This is a genomic window from Halobacillus sp. ABD4_316 (assembly GCF_056161385.1).
Genome location: NZ_JBSWZA010000001.1, coordinates 1 through 14,326 on the forward strand (window position 1 = coordinate 1; position 14,326 = coordinate 14,326).

Genomic DNA, 14,326 nt, shown 5'->3' on the forward strand with positions numbered 1-14,326 from the left:
AGGGAAAACAGGTAGACTCCTGCGGGAAAAAGGAACAAGGGGAGACCCCGGAGAACGAAGTTCGAGGAGGCTCATCGTTCCCCGCGGAAAGCGGACGGTTTTCCCTGCCATTCCATGCTCTGAGTAAATAACGGACCGGACCCCTAATTCCAGACAGAAACAATTTAGTAATCTTTTAAAATATCAACAACAGACTTTAACAGAGCTTTTTAATTAAGTCTTTTCCACTACACCTGACATAACAGGGATGTGGTCATTTTCAAGGAGAAGTTATTAAATTATCCCTTGAGATATATAAGCATTTAATTATATAATGATGCTGTAATCTTTAAATGGTGATAACGAACGGAAGAGGTAAGATCTAAAAGAGCCACCGGCAGCATGCGTGCTTTAACATTTACGAACATCCCTAAGGAGGATTTACATATGAAAAAGGTAGAAATATTCGACCCGGCCATGTGCTGTTCCACAGGCGTCTGCGGACCGAGTGTCGACCCGAACCTGACACGAGTGGCTTCAGCCGTTTATTCATTGGAGCAAAAAGGTGTGAACATTACAAGATTCAACCTGGCCAATGAACCAGAAGCTTTTGCTGAGAATGGAGCAGTGAACGAAGTACTGCAGGAAAAAGGAGCAGATGCTCTTCCTGTTACTCTTCTGGACGGTCAGGTTGTCAAAGCAGGAGAATACCCGACGAATGAAGAGTTCAGTGAATGGCTTGAAATCAAAGGAGAAGAATTGACGCAGAAACCGAAAGTCCGTGTTTCTATCAATATGGACAAATAAAGGAGCCGTAGTTATGCAGACATCCTACCATCCACGTACACATGTTCAAACGCCGTACCTGTTTTTCACTGGAAAAGGCGGAGTTGGAAAAACATCCGTCGCCTGTGCCACAGCGATAAGCCTGGCGGATCAGGGGAAGAAAGTTCTGTTGGTGAGTACGGATCCAGCTTCCAATCTCCAGGATATCTTTAATATGGAACTGAACCGTGAACCTGTGGCGATTCCAAGTGTGAACAATCTGTACGCCAGTAACATTGATCCGGAAGAAGCAGCAAGAGCCTACCGGGAAAAGACGGTGGGCCCGTATCGGGACAAGCTGCCTGAATCGGTCGTCAACCAGATGGAAGAGCAGCTTTCCGGAGCGTGTACCGTTGAAATAGCAGCCTTTGATGAATTTTCCCATCTGCTCGCAGATGATGAGATATTCAAAGACTTTGATCATGTCTTGTTTGATACAGCACCTACGGGGCACACGTTAAGGCTTTTGACCCTTCCAACAGCATGGTCCGGATATTTGGAAGAATCCACACACGGAGCGTCCTGTCTGGGGCCATTGTCCGGACTCGGCGACAAAAAGAATATGTACCAAAAAGCCATGGATTCCCTTTCGGATAGAGAGAAGACGACATTGGTCATGGTAGCAAGGCCGGAGGAATCCACGATTTTTGAAGCTGAGCGGGCAGCCGTCGAGCTTGGCAAAATCGGGATTGAACATCAAATGCTGGTGATCAATGGTGTATTCCAGTCGTATGATGCCGGGGATGAAGTAGCTTCTGCGTTCTACAGTGAGCAGCAGGAAGCCCTGAAGGAGATCCCTCAAGCCCTGCAGAATATCGATACGTATGCTTTACCTTATGTTCCTTATTCCTTAACGGATATTCAGCACATGCGTCAGATTGTGAGTGAGTCTCCGTATGCTGAGGTGGAGAGCGCGGACGAAGGCATGGATCTGTCACCGCTCCCATCATTAAAAGAGGTCGTGGATGACTTCTCAGCGAAAAACACGCGTGTCATTTTCACAATGGGTAAAGGCGGCGTCGGAAAAACATCCACTGCGGCTGCGATCGCCGTTGGGTTGACTGAAAAAGGTCACCGCGTCCACTTAACGACGACAGACCCGGCTTCTCACGTAGCGGATATGTTCAAGGACAGCCGGGTCCATAGTAACCTCACCATCAGCAGCATCGATCCGGAAGTCGAAGTGGAAAAATACAAGGAAGAAGTCATAACGAAAGCTGGTGAGCTGAATGAAGAGGAGCTCGCCTATCTGAAAGAAGACTTGGATTCGCCCTGCACCGAAGAAATCGCCGTTTTCCGAGCCTTTGCCGATGTTGTAGATTCCGAGGAGGAAATCGTAGTCATTGATACGGCTCCTACCGGTCACACCCTGCTTTTACTCGACTCTTCTGAGGCCTATCACAAGGAAATGAGCCGCTCCACAGGTGACATTCCTGAGAGCGTAACGAAATTACTGCCAAGACTGCGGAACCCGGAAGAGACAGGTGTAGTCGTCGTAACTCTGCCGGAAGCGACTCCTGTATTTGAAGCAGGGCGTCTGCAGGAAGACTTGAAGCGGGCGGAAATTACTCCGAAATGGTGGGTCATCAACCGAAGCTTCTATGCAGCTGGAACGAAGGACCCTGTTTTAGAGGCCCGCGCAGCAACGGAAAAACAATGGATCAGAAAGGTACAGGAAGAATTATCCGCACGAAGTGCGCTGATTCCATGGGGAGCCGGAAAACATGCGGCCTATGAACAATGGAAAGCTTACATTCAATCCTAATGAAGAGGTGATGAACATGAAAATTACAGAAAATGCAAAAAGTACACTACAGGGCATGATTGAAGAAAATGGAGCAGAAGGGGTCCGTTTTTATTCCATGGGGGACGGATGCTGTGGTCCACAACTCGGTATTTCTCTGGATGCACCAGAAGAAAACGACCTTGTTAAAGATATGGACGGCCTGAAGGTTTCCATTGATCAGGATGTCAAAGATACAGTGGATAGCTTAACGTTAGATCAGGAAGATACACCAGAAGGAGCACAGTTTGTCCTGCTCGGCATGGATCAGTGCTGCTAAGAAAAACATCAAGAGAAACCTGGAGGGTTGCACCCAAATGAAGATCATTATTATTGGATCCGTTGCAGCAGGTACATCTGTCGCTGCAAAGGCACGAAGAAACGATGAGAACGCAGACATTACATTATACAATGCCGATTACGATATTTCCTATTCCATCTGCGGGATTCCTTACTTTTTAGGAGGCGAAGTGGACGAACTTGAAACACTCACTCCTAGGAGTTCCGGATGGTTCAAAAAGCGCTACAACGTGGACATTCACACCCGTCATGAAGTTGTAGAGATTAACCCGGCTCAAAAAGTGGTCACTGTGAAGAATCTGAACAACAATGAAATCATCGAAGATCATTACGATACACTGGTCTTTGCTACCGGGGCGGCTCCAACGACGCCGCAGGTGGACGGAGTGGAGATGGAGCATGTGTTCCATGTCCGAAATATCCAGAACACAGCATCCATCCATTCTTATATGGAAGCGAACCACCCAGAAAAAGTGACGATTATCGGTGCGGGCTTCATCGGACTAGAGATGGCTGAGCAGTTGAAGCATAGAGGACTGGATGTAACGATTGTCCAACGCAGCAATCAAATTATGCCGCACTTGGATAAGGATATGGCCTTCCGGGTGGAAGAGCACTTGAGAGCAAACGGGGTCAACCTATTACTCCATGAAGAAGCGGCAGCCATTACAGAGACTTCCGTAGAAACAACCAAGGGAAGCGTCATCGATGCGGATATGGTCATTTTAGCGACAGGTGTACGCCCGAATACGAAGCTGGCTGAACAGATCGGTGTAGAATTAGGCGTATCCGGGGCCGTCCAGGTCAATGAAAAGATGCAGACGAATCTCCCGGATGTTTATGCCGTTGGGGACGTTGCGGAAAGTTATTCCATCGTAACTGGAAACCCGCTTTATCGTCCGCTCGGGTCGACAGCGAATAAGATGGGCAGGATCGCTGGAGATGTCATCACCGGCGGAGATCTGGCCCACCGCGGTATTTTAGGGACAGGAATTTTAAGAGTGTTTGACTTAGCTGTCGGCTATACCGGCTTAAGTGAAAAAGATGCGGTCAAAGAAGGCTATGACATTGAAGTTCTTCACAACATTAAACCGGCAAGAGCCGAATACCTTGGTGGGAAGGAAATGGTGATCAAAGCGGTCGCCGATCGTAAAACAAACCGGATTCTAGGTGTACAGATTGTCGGGGAAGACGGCGTCGATAAGCGCATCGATGTGTTTGTGACGGCGATTTCCTTAAAAGCGAGTGCCGAAGATCTATTCCACTTGGACTTAGCCTATGCGCCACCATTCAGTACCACTAAAGATCCGGTTATGTATACAGGTATGGCTCTTCAGAATGCGATGGACAAAAAGAACCGGATCATCACGCCTCAGGAACTGACGAATCGAATCCAGAACGGGGAGAAGATTCAAGTCATTGATACACGATCGCCGAAGCAGTACGAAGTATCCAATGTAGAAGGAGCGGTCAACATTCCATTGGCTGAATTGCGCGCGGAAGCGAAACAGCTGGACCCGAGCATCCCGACAGTGACTTACTGCAATAAGGGTGTAACGGGAAATGCTGCCCAGAACGTGCTGATCAACATGGGATTTGAGGAAGTTTATAACCTTTCCGGGGGAAATAAGAATTACCAAAGTTTCTCTAAATCCAATCAATAATGAGAGCATTCACGAGATTACAAGGTTCGTTCACGATACTATGATCACTTATCAAGGAGCAGCTGTTTGCATGCAAGCAGCTGCTCCTTTTGTTGTGCTTTTATCCATTAAATGGTTTTATTTGAAACCAATTTCATTCTTGACCGTATAGGATGGAGGGTGATTTCTCAACCGCACTTCATGAAAACTCGCAGAGGAGAGAGGAGGACGTTTTATAGTGAAAAAGCTGATTAGTGTGGTATCTATTCTGATCCCAACCGTTTTAACGACTTTGATTGTAAACTTTTTGTTCGGTATCGTTCCTTTGAACATACAGGGACTGCCTCTCGTCCTTCCATTTGTCATCTGTCCAATAGGAGCAGCCCTTGGTTTGATCGGCTATAAAATGAACCATGACAACCTGGCACGGGCAGGAATGATTTTTAACATTGGTCTCTTCTTGTTCCCGATTGCTTTTAACATCATCGGGACACTGAGCGGAGGCGTTTGAAGCACCAACAGCCGGCAAAGAAAGGGTTTCTTTATCTTGTATGCGTCCATATTCAAGATGAAAGAACAGAAAGATTATGTGGATGATACGCGACTTGGATCAAGCGGATATATGGAGTGGGAAAGTCTGATGAAACTCCTGAACAAGCTTCCTTATCCTCTGGCAAAGAGTGTTGTCATGACTATAGGAAGTGGATTCATTCTGCTGGGTGCCTGGGTCATGTAGGAAGGTACTTTTCTATTTCAGCAGCACGATACGAGGTTTTGGGTGAATAATCTAAGCATTGATAAAGGAGGATCCTTATGGACGTTAGGGAGTCATTCAAGGAGAAAAGCTGATGTACAATCCGGACTTGCATTTTCACATTGGATATTATGAAGGGTATGACTTGGAGGTTGTCGCATACAAAAGAATCTGGGAACCTCTCTGGGATGTTTATGTTGATGATTCCGGACCTGGGAACTTATATTCTCAGGTAATGAATAAAGGACTTGGGGTTTCTGTTGACCATTATGGCATCCTCATTTTTTCCATTGATGATACAAAGAATTTTGAAAATCAAGCTTATCATTCGTTCGAAAAGTAGTTAAGACACTATAAATTGATAGAGGCGGATGCTTAAGAATTTGTTCAGCTTGGAGGTGCAGGAAATGGAAGCGGTCCTTACGTTTATATCTCTTATCGCAGTTATCATCGCAAAGGTCTTAAAAAACAAAAAACGCTTAGCGCAGCTGACGGTCTACCAAATGATCGGTGTAGGTGCGGCTTTTGTGGTCAGCGTTTTTATCGGATTTATAATGATTTATTACGGAGGAAATTGGATAGCAGGAAAGATGCCGTATGAGATTTTAAGTACTATCGTATTTATTCTGATCGTGATTGCGGCGCTATCAATATGTGTTTCTCTAATGAATAAGACTATACATAAAGTCACGAACGGTCTTCTTCCACGTGGTGAGCATGAATAAATAGGTGAGAGGGGGGATCTAGGGTGGAAACAGCTGTCCAGCATCGATCTACTCGTGTATGATCCCTTCCATTCTGACATGAATGAAGCTGAGTTGATTTCACTAATAAAAAGAGAAGCGGCTTCTTATCAAGCGGGCAGCTCCTGATTTACATTGTTCAAGGGATTGGTCCCTTTCCAGCGTCGTTCTGATGAGGGAAAAAGTTTTTCATTCCGTACGGCTTTCCATGCGCGTTCAGCAAGTTTGTTTCAGGGTGTGATACCTGTAGTTACTAACATTAAACCGATAAGGAAGAGTGGGAAAATGGATCCTTTAATGAAAAAGAAAGTGGAGTCCTTGAGCGGAGAAGAAGTTCGTTCAATCGTTTTACAATCATGGTTGATGCTGGAATATGCGGGTAGCGGACATTTATCGGCAGATGAATATGTAGAACGGATAAAATCCGTAAAAAACAGTGTGGATCAGATGTATAAACAGCGAATGAATCCTTTATACGGCGATCAGACAGACGTGAAAGAGGTCCATATCGTGTTTGGCCACTCCGCATATGGGGCGCTCAAAAATACGCTTGAAAATCTTAAAAGAGACAATGACATGGTCATCAACCTCCCTTTGATGTTTTCTATCGGGCCGGTCCGGAATCTTGATCAGCCAGAAGGGCTGCAGGAACGCCTGGACTGGCTCTATGACCGCATTCACCTGGATGACGAAGAGATCTTCACTTATGTTCAGGAAAACAAACAGGCCATGGAAGGCATCCGGAACATTCCTGATCATATCCAGACGACCATCTGGATTGGAAGTAATGCCCATGAGCAGCTTGGGCTGCGTTTCGTTCTGCAGCTGCTGAAAGCATGGAACGGTCGTGTGAGGACAATCAACGTAAGTGAAAGCCATATGAAACGTTCCAAAGGATATCCCATCCATACAGGTGAAATCTCCCCTGACCAGTTCGGGGAGATGATTCATCACGCTTCAAATGAGCCCATTCCTTTTGAAGCGAGGAATCGTTTGGAGAAAGACTGGCTGCGGTTATCCTTGGAAAACGTGGAGCTGAGAATATGGAATGAAGGAGTCTTTTCAAAAGCGGTCGACTACTTTGATTCCTTCATTCTTCAAAGCGTAAGAAGCCTTCATGAAGATGCCGGATGTGTTGATTTCATCCCAGCAGCCAGGATCATAGGAGAAGTGATCGGGCATTCGAGGCAGGGAGTCAGTGATGCTTTTATAGAATACCGATTGATTCAGCTGGTTCTTGAAAACAGATTGGATATCAAGGGGATTCCGAGAGGCATGCGGTACTTTGCCGTGAGAGTCAAAGAGGAACCGGAAAGATCATGTTGGTAAAAAGTGGACATCAGGGTATAGAAATATAAAAGGAGAGTGGATCAATGATGCGTGCGTCTGTATCTTTACTCTGTATCGTGACTGCCTTCATCCTGATGATCATCAATCCTGAAGCTCCCGCCGGGTCTTTCATCGAGGAATACCGTCTGATTTTTATCATGACGATGCTGCTTCCTGTCATCGGCTTGTTGACCGGCCTGAAAGCTCAGCGTTGGAAGGCATTCTTCGTGTTAGCGAACATCCTCGGCATTTTGACGATTTCCGTTGTCCATGTCATGGCTGTTCTTTCCTTTGCATGAAAAGGATAGAATCAAAAAGTTTCGTATCGAAGGGAAGTATGTGTAACCAAAAGGAGGTGATGACTATCAAAGTTTTCGAGGTTGTGCTGCTCCTCTCCGCTATAGCTGCCGTTTGTACATATCTTTTTTATAGGGCAGATTTTCTAGTATACACAGCCCTGGCTGGTGGCATCGGTTATTCGGTCCTTCACCTCATCCGCACCTATGAAAGAAGGAAAAACGCTGTATTAGGACATCCGGACGCCAAATACTACAATACTTTTGATTCCTATGATGACGACCTTATTACGGGAGATCTTTTTGACGATATCAGCGATCATGACGGTTCTTGATCCTATATATGGAGGTGAGTCTATGTCCAACCATTCCAACGATGATTCATCTTTTAATGATGCCATCGATCATCAAAAGAAAATCGAAGGGTATCCAAAACCGAGTGAGGGCGGACTGCCCGGCCCGATTAAATGGATTGGGTATGTTTTGTTCGGAGGTATTGCCTTGATGATGCTTTTTGCCCTTATTGGAAATGTCATATGGAACTGAAGGAGTTAGGAACATGTTCAGCTTTACAAAAGTGCAGGAGGCTCATATCCAAAAAGAGTGTAGGGTTCACAACTCAAGTCCTGCCTACAATAAAATCGCTTATGACAAGGAATTTCTAGCAGCAGATGACATAAGAGCGCAGTGGAGAGAAGCGGATGAACTCGGGAATGAGAGATATTTGGTTGGTCATGGTGAAAGTTTCATCGGAATCATTGAATACGGCATGCAGTCGCCGAACTCCGGAAATCCATGGCTGAGTCTGCTGCTGATTGACAGCACCTATCATGGTCAGGGTTTTGGGAAAAAGGTGTACAGGGTTTATGAGGAACTTATGAAAAAGCGGCAGGCGGACGTGATTGAAATGGCTGTTCATGCGGACAATCTCCCTGCCGTAACGTTCTGGACTTCTCTTGGTTTTCTTATATACAGAGAGAGGATCTATGAAAAGAAACGGATGTATAGTTACCATAAGCCGCTGAATGGTAGAGGGGGAACTCGGTGTGAGTGAGGAAAGGAACGCTGTTTTAGAAACTCCGCGCTGTTATGTAAGACCTTTTACTTCCGTGGACATCGAGGCGTTCATGAGCTACCGGAATGATCTGGACTGGATGAAATACCAGGGGTTCAAAGGATTCACCCGTCAGGTCTATGAAACGACCCTGCTGAATCCGCAGAGAGTGGAAGATGGTTCTCAGCTGGCTGTGATAAGAAAAAAAGACCAAGTGCTCCTCGGTGATGTATTTCTGCTGAAGAAGGAGGATGATTTCTGGGTGGGCTATACGATTGATCCTTCGTATAAGCGGCAGGGCTATGCGTATGAGGTTGTCCAAGCCCTGACTCACTGGATCCGATCCAAAGGGGATTACGTGATCAAGGCCGGTGTGGAAAAAGAAAACCTTCCATCGATCAACCTGCTGGAGAAATCAGGGTTTCAGAGGATGGAAGAGGAAGACGGCGAATTCGTCTATGTATGGAACGGCGGTTAAGGAGTATCCATCATCATCCAGGCGAAGACGATAAAGATGATACTGTAGAAAAAGGCCAGTACAGCAAAACCCGTGATAAGCAGATCTTTCTTATTCTGCGACTTTGAGAACGAGACGATGGATAATGCGAGAGCGGATGCCGGCAGCATCCAGTTGAACAGGAATAATACATTCTCGTGGAAGGAAACGACATCCAACAGGCTGAGATTCTGGACGAGCAGAGATAGTAGGATACATAGAATGGCCAAGTATCTGAATCCTTTGTGATTGCCAGTCATGGATATAACCTCCTTTTCTCTATTCATGTTAGCAGTGGGCGTTTGTCGAGGCAAGAAGGGGTCAATTCCATTGACCTGTTCATAAACGGCTTCCGTGTCTGTAAAGGAGGCCGCTGTTTTCTTTTCGTAATTCTTATATCAAATTCCTATTCCTGCTATATCAGTAATGGAAGCGCAGTCAGAGGCATGTTCAATAACCCCTCTTAGCTTCGAGATGTTTTGTGTAGAGCGTTAGCGGTAATACATGACTAAACAAAGCAAACTACACAACTTTTTATAAAGGAGAATTTGAATATGCGTACGATTTTGAAGCATTACATTAACGGTGAATGGGTTGAATCCACGGGAAATGACACCGAGGACGTCATAAACCCTGCCACGGAAGAACCGATGGGTCAAATTAGTCTGGGAACGAAGGAAGACCTGGATAAAGCTGTTCAAGCCGCCCGCGATGCTTTCCCGAGTTTCTCTCAAACTTCTAAAGAAGAGCGTATTGAAATGCTTGAGAACATAGCCGAAGCCTATGCACGACGCAAAGATGAATTCATCGATGTGATGACGGAAGAGCTGGGTGCACCTCTTGAAATTTCGGAGAAGATTCACTACAGCATGGGCTACAATCATTTTGCTCAAGCGGCTGAATCTCTTAAAACTATTGAATTCATGGAGCACCGCGGCAACCATACGGTAGTCAAGGAATCTGTCGGGGTCAGCGGCTTAATCACCCCATGGAACTTCCCGACAAACCAAGCTTCAACAAAAATTGCCAGCGCATTTGCAGCCGGCAGCCCTGTTGTATTGAAACCTTCTGAAATGACGCCGTTCGCTGCCATCATGTTAGCAGAAATCTTTGATGAGGTGGGCGTACCTAAAGGAGCGTTCAACTTGGTTAATGGTACAGGCGAAACGATTGGTGACGGCATCAGTTCACACCCTGATATTGACTTTGTATCCTTCACGGGTTCCGGGGGCGTTGGAACGAAAATCATGCAGAATGCTTCTGAAACGATTAAAAACGTCGCTCTTGAGCTCGGAGGTAAATCTCCATTGATTGTTCTGGAAGATGCGGATATGAAAGATGCGGCCCGAAATGCAGTAAGCAATATCGCCACGAATACCGGGCAGGTTTGTTCTGCTGCGACCCGGATGATTGTTCCAGCTTCCAAGAAGGAAGAATTTGAACAAGCCGTCTTAGATGTGCTTCCTGAATTCCCGGTAGGCCATCCTCGTGAAGGAAATTATGTCGGACCCCTTGTATCCAAGAAGCAGTGGGATACCGTTCAATCCTATATTGAAAAAGGGATGGAAGAAGGTGCAAACTTAATTGCCGGTGGTACAGGACTTCCAGAAGGACTGGATAAAGGGTATTACGCTAAACCAACCATTTTCACGGATGTAACGAATGATATGGTCATAGCACAAGAGGAGATCTTTGGACCTGTGATGAGTATCATTACGTATGACACCATCGATCATGCGATTGAAATCGGGAATGATGTTGTCTATGGTTTAGCAGGGTACGTCTATGGTAAAGATCCGGAAACCCTTAAAAAAGTTGCCACATCCATCCGTGCCGGGCGCATCAAGGTCAATGATGCCTCTCATGATTTCAATGCACCATTTGGCGGCTATAAGCAATCTGGTATTGGTCGTGAGTGGGGCGATTATGGAATTGAAGAATATCTTGAGAAAAAAGCGATTCTTGGATTCCCGTCTTAATTGGTCATGGCTTATAAAAGAGCTGTTCTCTCTTCCAGGAGGACAGCTCTTTTTTTTAGTAGGGTCTACACCGAATTTTACCAGAATCTTTATAAAAGAAGTCTTGAGCCGCCTGAGCCCAAGGCTTCTTTTTATTTCGGTTCCCGAAAAAAGTCGGAAAAAGTAGTTGCAAAATGGTCATTTTGTGCTAGTATCATTAGTAATCATAAAATTCAGAATATTGGTTCGATTATAGAACCACTTAGAAAGCGGTGAAGCCGAGTGAGTTCAAAAACCGTCGATAAGGCGCTGCAGGTCCTTGATATGTTCACGCTGGAACATCCGAAGTGGGGACTACGGGAATTGTCCCGGGCGCTTGATATGAGTCATACCATTGTCCACCGGATGCTGACCACCCTCGAAGAACGGGGGTATGTGTACCGCAGCGTGGATACGCAGAAATATGAGCTCGGCATTAAATTCCTTGAGCTCAGCAACATCGTCGAACAACATTTTCAAATCTCTGAGATCATCCATCCCATCATGCATAAGATTGCTTCCGAAACCGGGGAAAGTGTCGTTATGACACTTCTGGATAACGAGGAAGGAGTCTTCTCCAAGATTGTAGAAAGCAGCCGCCTTGTCCGTTTCGCGGGCTCAGTCGGCCGTCGTTCCCCACTTTATATCGGGGCTTCCCATAAAGTCATCCTTTGTCACCTGCCTAAAGAAGTACAACGAAGAATTGTTCATGAAGGGGCTGTCCAACACCCCGGCCTCATCCCATCAGAAACCGATATGCTGGAAAAACTTGAGGACATCGAAAGAAAGCGGTGGGCGTATTCCTCCGGTGAAACGATCAGTGATGTAGCTGCGGTTTCTATTCCCTTGTTTGATTACGGACACATGGTCCTCGGATCGTTATCGATAGCCGGCCCCAGCTACCGTCTCACAGAAGAAGTAGCGGAACAGATTTTACCTGATCTCATTCGTCACAGAGGAGAGCTTGATTCTGTTTTAAGCAAAGTTTGTTTTCCGACCAGAAGGAACTATCTTCTTGAAAGTCTTCATTAAAGGAGGGGATCACACATGTTGAAGGTGGAAGGCCTCGTGACGGGATACCAGGGAAAGGAAGGGTTTGTCCGGGCGGTCGACGGGGTGAGTTTTGATATTGAAAAAGGAGAAACCGTCTGCATCGTCGGGGAATCCGGCAGTGGTAAAAGTGTCACATCGATGTCTGTGATGAGACTGGTCGAGTTTGAAAATGGGGAAATCGTAAGCGGATCGATTGAGTATATGGGAGAAGAACTGACAACCAAGACGAATGAGGAAATGAGGAAAATCAGAGGAGCAGAGATTTCAATGATTTTCCAGGAGCCGCTGACCGCTTTGAACCCTGTCTTCACCATCGGGCAGCAGATTGTTGAAGCGATCCGTTACCATGAGCCGCTGAAGAAAAAGGAAGCGATGGACAAGGCGGAGGATTTGCTGACCCTTGTCGGGCTTTCTGAACCGAAAACAAGATTGAAGCAGTATCCCCACGAATTGTCGGGAGGGATGAGGCAGCGGGTCATGATTGCCATTGCGCTCGCTTCCAAACCGAAGCTTCTCATTGCAGATGAACCGACAACAGCGCTTGATGTCACAATCGAAGCGCAGATCCTCGAGCTGCTCCGAAAGTTGAGGGATGAAGAAGACATGTCCATCATGCTCATTACCCACGATATCGGGGTAGCGGCAGAGCTTTCCCACAGGATCATCATCATGTATGCCGGGAAGGTGATGGAGATTGCAGAGACCAGCGATTTGTTTGACCTCCCGCATCATCCTTATACAAAAGGGCTGCTTGAATCGATTCCGAAAATGAGCGGTGCAAGAGGGGAGCTTCTTCCGACCATTGAAGGAACGATTCCAGGCGTGAACCAGATGCCTGAAGGCTGCCGGTTTGCGCCGCGCTGCAGCTTTGCCACAGAAAAGTGCCATCAGGAAGAACCCCCGCTTCAAAAAATGGGCCGGCGTGACGTCGCGTGCTGGCATGTGGAAGAGTTCACTGCCTCGCAGCTTGACCTTTTTCATAGAAAGGAGGATCCCGTTGAATCAAAATCATAAAGAAAAGCTGTTGGAAATTCAGCATTTGAAGAAATACTTTGAGATTAAAGGAGGTGGGGCCTTAGGGAAACGGAAGCAGACGCTGAAGGCGGTGGATGATGTTTCTTTTGATATTTATAAAGGAGAGACTCTCGGACTTGTCGGAGAATCCGGCTGCGGGAAATCGACACTCGGCCGGAACATTTTAAGACTGCAGGATCCGACGGACGGTCAGGTGCTTTATGGTCAGAGTAATATTCTTGAATATTCGAAGAAAGACATGCGCAGACTCCGCAAGGACATGCAGATCATTTATCAGGATCCATTCGGCTCTTTGAACCCGCGTTTCACAATCGGGCAGATTATCGGGGAGATGTATGAGATTCACGGTCTTGCCAAAGGCGCGGAAAAAGAAAGAAAGGTTAAGGAATTGTTGGAGCTTGTAGGATTGGATGCGAGCCGTTATCACAGCTACCCCCATGAATTTTCCGGAGGACAGAGGCAGCGGGTGGGTATAGCGAGGGCGCTTGCGCTTGAGCCGGAATTCATCGTTGCGGATGAACCGGTGTCCGCTTTGGATGTGTCGGTCCAGTCCCAGGTCATCAATCTGTTGATCCAGCTGAAGCGTGAAATGGGATTGACACTGTTGTTCATTGCGCACGGACTGAACGTTGTGCGTCATATTTCCGACCGGGTGGGTGTGATGTACTTAGGAAAACTCGTCGAACTGTCCGATACGGATTCGATCTTCAATGATCCTGCGCATCCGTATACAGCAGCACTCTTGTCGACTGTACCAGAAGCCGATCCCGAAGCAAGAAAAGAACGCATCGTTCTTAAAGGGGAAGTGCCTTCACCAGCATCTCCACCTTCAGGGTGCAATTTCCGGACGAGGTGTCCACTTGCAACAGAACGATGCAGTCAGGAAGTTCCAGCATGGCAGGAAACGCGAAACGGCCATTTCACAGCCTGCCATTATCCTTTGGAAAAAGGGCAGACGTTAAAAGAAGCTGTCGCTCAACGTAAGAAACCATCTGACAACAAAACTAACAACCTTATTATGGCATAAACAGTAAATAAA

General features: G+C 46.5%; 19 protein-coding genes. 18 read left to right on the forward strand and 1 reads right to left on the reverse strand.

Going from position 1 to position 14,326, the window contains the following annotated elements:
• The first annotated feature begins 426 nt into the window (after positions 1-426).
• The 14 genes from arsD to ACXAJH_RS00070 all read left to right on the forward strand — a co-directional run bounded on the left by arsD (position 427) and on the right by ACXAJH_RS00070 (position 9,184).
• The gene (gene arsD / locus ACXAJH_RS00005) at positions 427-786 is read left to right on the forward strand and encodes an arsenite efflux transporter metallochaperone ArsD (RefSeq protein WP_474992710.1); all 360 of its coding nucleotides are present in this window, start codon (positions 427-429) and stop codon (positions 784-786) included.
• Between the two features lie 13 nt (positions 787-799).
• Positions 800-2,569 carry an arsenical pump-driving ATPase gene (arsA, locus tag ACXAJH_RS00010; RefSeq protein WP_474992712.1) on the forward strand — a complete coding sequence of 590 codons (1,770 nt, stop codon included), beginning with the start codon at positions 800-802 and terminating at the stop codon, positions 2,567-2,569.
• A gap of 16 nt (positions 2,570-2,585) precedes the next feature.
• Positions 2,586-2,867 (forward strand): adhesin, encoded by a 282-nt coding sequence (locus tag ACXAJH_RS00015; RefSeq protein ID WP_474968117.1) that lies wholly within the window; start codon positions 2,586-2,588, stop codon positions 2,865-2,867.
• A 37-nt stretch (positions 2,868-2,904) separates the two neighbouring features.
• On the forward strand, positions 2,905-4,551 hold the full coding sequence (locus ACXAJH_RS00020) for an FAD-dependent oxidoreductase (protein WP_474992714.1): 1,647 nt from the start codon (positions 2,905-2,907) through the stop codon (positions 4,549-4,551).
• Positions 4,552-4,768: 217 nt separating this feature from the next.
• Positions 4,769-5,041, forward strand: a complete 273-nt coding sequence (locus ACXAJH_RS00025) for a hypothetical protein (RefSeq protein WP_474971692.1) — start codon at positions 4,769-4,771, stop codon at positions 5,039-5,041.
• 36 nt (positions 5,042-5,077) lie between these two features.
• Positions 5,078-5,266, forward strand: coding sequence for a hypothetical protein (locus ACXAJH_RS00030; protein ID WP_474971691.1), 189 nt, complete (start codon positions 5,078-5,080; stop codon positions 5,264-5,266).
• Positions 5,267-5,378: 112 nt separating this feature from the next.
• Positions 5,379-5,627 carry a DUF3986 family protein gene (locus ACXAJH_RS00035; protein ID WP_474971690.1) on the forward strand — a complete coding sequence of 83 codons (249 nt, stop codon included), beginning with the start codon at positions 5,379-5,381 and terminating at the stop codon, positions 5,625-5,627.
• A gap of 64 nt (positions 5,628-5,691) precedes the next feature.
• Positions 5,692-6,009 carry a hypothetical protein gene (locus ACXAJH_RS00040; protein ID WP_474971689.1) on the forward strand — a complete coding sequence of 106 codons (318 nt, stop codon included), beginning with the start codon at positions 5,692-5,694 and terminating at the stop codon, positions 6,007-6,009.
• A 303-nt stretch (positions 6,010-6,312) separates the two neighbouring features.
• Positions 6,313-7,356, forward strand: coding sequence for a DUF1835 domain-containing protein (locus ACXAJH_RS00045; protein ID WP_474992716.1), 1,044 nt, complete (start codon positions 6,313-6,315; stop codon positions 7,354-7,356).
• Between the two features lie 44 nt (positions 7,357-7,400).
• The gene (locus ACXAJH_RS00050) at positions 7,401-7,655 is read left to right on the forward strand and encodes a hypothetical protein (RefSeq protein ID WP_474971687.1); all 255 of its coding nucleotides are present in this window, start codon (positions 7,401-7,403) and stop codon (positions 7,653-7,655) included.
• Between the two features lie 59 nt (positions 7,656-7,714).
• Positions 7,715-7,987, forward strand: a complete 273-nt coding sequence (locus ACXAJH_RS00055) for a hypothetical protein (RefSeq protein ID WP_474971686.1) — start codon at positions 7,715-7,717, stop codon at positions 7,985-7,987.
• Positions 7,988-8,009: 22 nt separating this feature from the next.
• Positions 8,010-8,198, forward strand: a complete 189-nt coding sequence (locus tag ACXAJH_RS00060; RefSeq protein ID WP_474971685.1) for a hypothetical protein — start codon at positions 8,010-8,012, stop codon at positions 8,196-8,198.
• Between the two features lie 13 nt (positions 8,199-8,211).
• Positions 8,212-8,706 (forward strand): N-acetyltransferase family protein, encoded by a 495-nt coding sequence (locus ACXAJH_RS00065; protein WP_474992718.1) that lies wholly within the window; start codon positions 8,212-8,214, stop codon positions 8,704-8,706.
• The gene (locus ACXAJH_RS00070) at positions 8,699-9,184 is read left to right on the forward strand and encodes a GNAT family N-acetyltransferase (RefSeq protein ID WP_474971683.1); all 486 of its coding nucleotides are present in this window, start codon (positions 8,699-8,701) and stop codon (positions 9,182-9,184) included. Before ACXAJH_RS00065 ends, ACXAJH_RS00070 begins: the two co-directional genes overlap by 8 nt.
• On the opposite strand, the gene ACXAJH_RS00075 is transcribed toward ACXAJH_RS00070, so the two are convergent.
• Positions 9,181-9,462 (reverse strand): hypothetical protein, encoded by a 282-nt coding sequence (locus ACXAJH_RS00075; protein ID WP_474968129.1) that lies wholly within the window; start codon positions 9,460-9,462, stop codon positions 9,181-9,183. The two genes, ACXAJH_RS00070 and ACXAJH_RS00075, sit on opposite strands and share 4 nt — an antisense overlap.
• A gap of 294 nt (positions 9,463-9,756) precedes the next feature.
• Between ACXAJH_RS00075 and ACXAJH_RS00080 the strand changes: the two genes are divergently transcribed.
• From ACXAJH_RS00080 to ACXAJH_RS00095, 4 genes are all read left to right on the forward strand, one after another.
• The gene (locus tag ACXAJH_RS00080) at positions 9,757-11,181 is read left to right on the forward strand and encodes an aldehyde dehydrogenase family protein (protein ID WP_474968130.1); all 1,425 of its coding nucleotides are present in this window, start codon (positions 9,757-9,759) and stop codon (positions 11,179-11,181) included.
• A 261-nt stretch (positions 11,182-11,442) separates the two neighbouring features.
• Positions 11,443-12,231 carry an IclR family transcriptional regulator gene (locus tag ACXAJH_RS00085; RefSeq protein WP_474968131.1) on the forward strand — a complete coding sequence of 263 codons (789 nt, stop codon included), beginning with the start codon at positions 11,443-11,445 and terminating at the stop codon, positions 12,229-12,231.
• A 15-nt stretch (positions 12,232-12,246) separates the two neighbouring features.
• Positions 12,247-13,266 (forward strand): ABC transporter ATP-binding protein, encoded by a 1,020-nt coding sequence (locus ACXAJH_RS00090; protein WP_474968132.1) that lies wholly within the window; start codon positions 12,247-12,249, stop codon positions 13,264-13,266.
• Positions 13,250-14,314 carry an ABC transporter ATP-binding protein gene (locus ACXAJH_RS00095; RefSeq protein ID WP_474992720.1) on the forward strand — a complete coding sequence of 355 codons (1,065 nt, stop codon included), beginning with the start codon at positions 13,250-13,252 and terminating at the stop codon, positions 14,312-14,314. Before ACXAJH_RS00090 ends, ACXAJH_RS00095 begins: the two co-directional genes overlap by 17 nt.
• The last annotated feature ends 12 nt before the right edge of the window (positions 14,315-14,326 follow it).

Bases quoted from the DNA above. Each gene is read 5' to 3' on its own strand.
- ACXAJH_RS00015 (WP_474968117.1), top strand. From the start codon at position 2,586: ATGAAAATTACAGAAAATGCAAAAAGTACACTACAGGGCATGATTGAA.
- ACXAJH_RS00020 (WP_474992714.1), top strand. From the start codon at position 2,905: ATGAAGATCATTATTATTGGATCCGTTGCAGCAGGTACATCTGTCGCT.
- arsD (WP_474992710.1), top strand. From the start codon at position 427: ATGAAAAAGGTAGAAATATTCGACCCGGCCATGTGCTGTTCCACAGGC.
- ACXAJH_RS00075 (WP_474968129.1), bottom strand. From the start codon at position 9,462: ATGACTGGCAATCACAAAGGATTCAGATACTTGGCCATTCTATGTATC.
- ACXAJH_RS00090 (WP_474968132.1), top strand. From the start codon at position 12,247: ATGTTGAAGGTGGAAGGCCTCGTGACGGGATACCAGGGAAAGGAAGGG.
- ACXAJH_RS00040 (WP_474971689.1), top strand. From the start codon at position 5,692: ATGGAAGCGGTCCTTACGTTTATATCTCTTATCGCAGTTATCATCGCA.
- ACXAJH_RS00035 (WP_474971690.1), top strand. From the start codon at position 5,379: ATGTACAATCCGGACTTGCATTTTCACATTGGATATTATGAAGGGTAT.
- ACXAJH_RS00045 (WP_474992716.1), top strand. From the start codon at position 6,313: ATGGATCCTTTAATGAAAAAGAAAGTGGAGTCCTTGAGCGGAGAAGAA.
- ACXAJH_RS00080 (WP_474968130.1), top strand. From the start codon at position 9,757: ATGCGTACGATTTTGAAGCATTACATTAACGGTGAATGGGTTGAATCC.
- arsA (WP_474992712.1), top strand. From the start codon at position 800: ATGCAGACATCCTACCATCCACGTACACATGTTCAAACGCCGTACCTG.
- ACXAJH_RS00055 (WP_474971686.1), top strand. From the start codon at position 7,715: ATGACTATCAAAGTTTTCGAGGTTGTGCTGCTCCTCTCCGCTATAGCT.
- ACXAJH_RS00060 (WP_474971685.1), top strand. From the start codon at position 8,010: ATGTCCAACCATTCCAACGATGATTCATCTTTTAATGATGCCATCGAT.
- ACXAJH_RS00050 (WP_474971687.1), top strand. From the start codon at position 7,401: ATGATGCGTGCGTCTGTATCTTTACTCTGTATCGTGACTGCCTTCATC.
- ACXAJH_RS00065 (WP_474992718.1), top strand. From the start codon at position 8,212: ATGTTCAGCTTTACAAAAGTGCAGGAGGCTCATATCCAAAAAGAGTGT.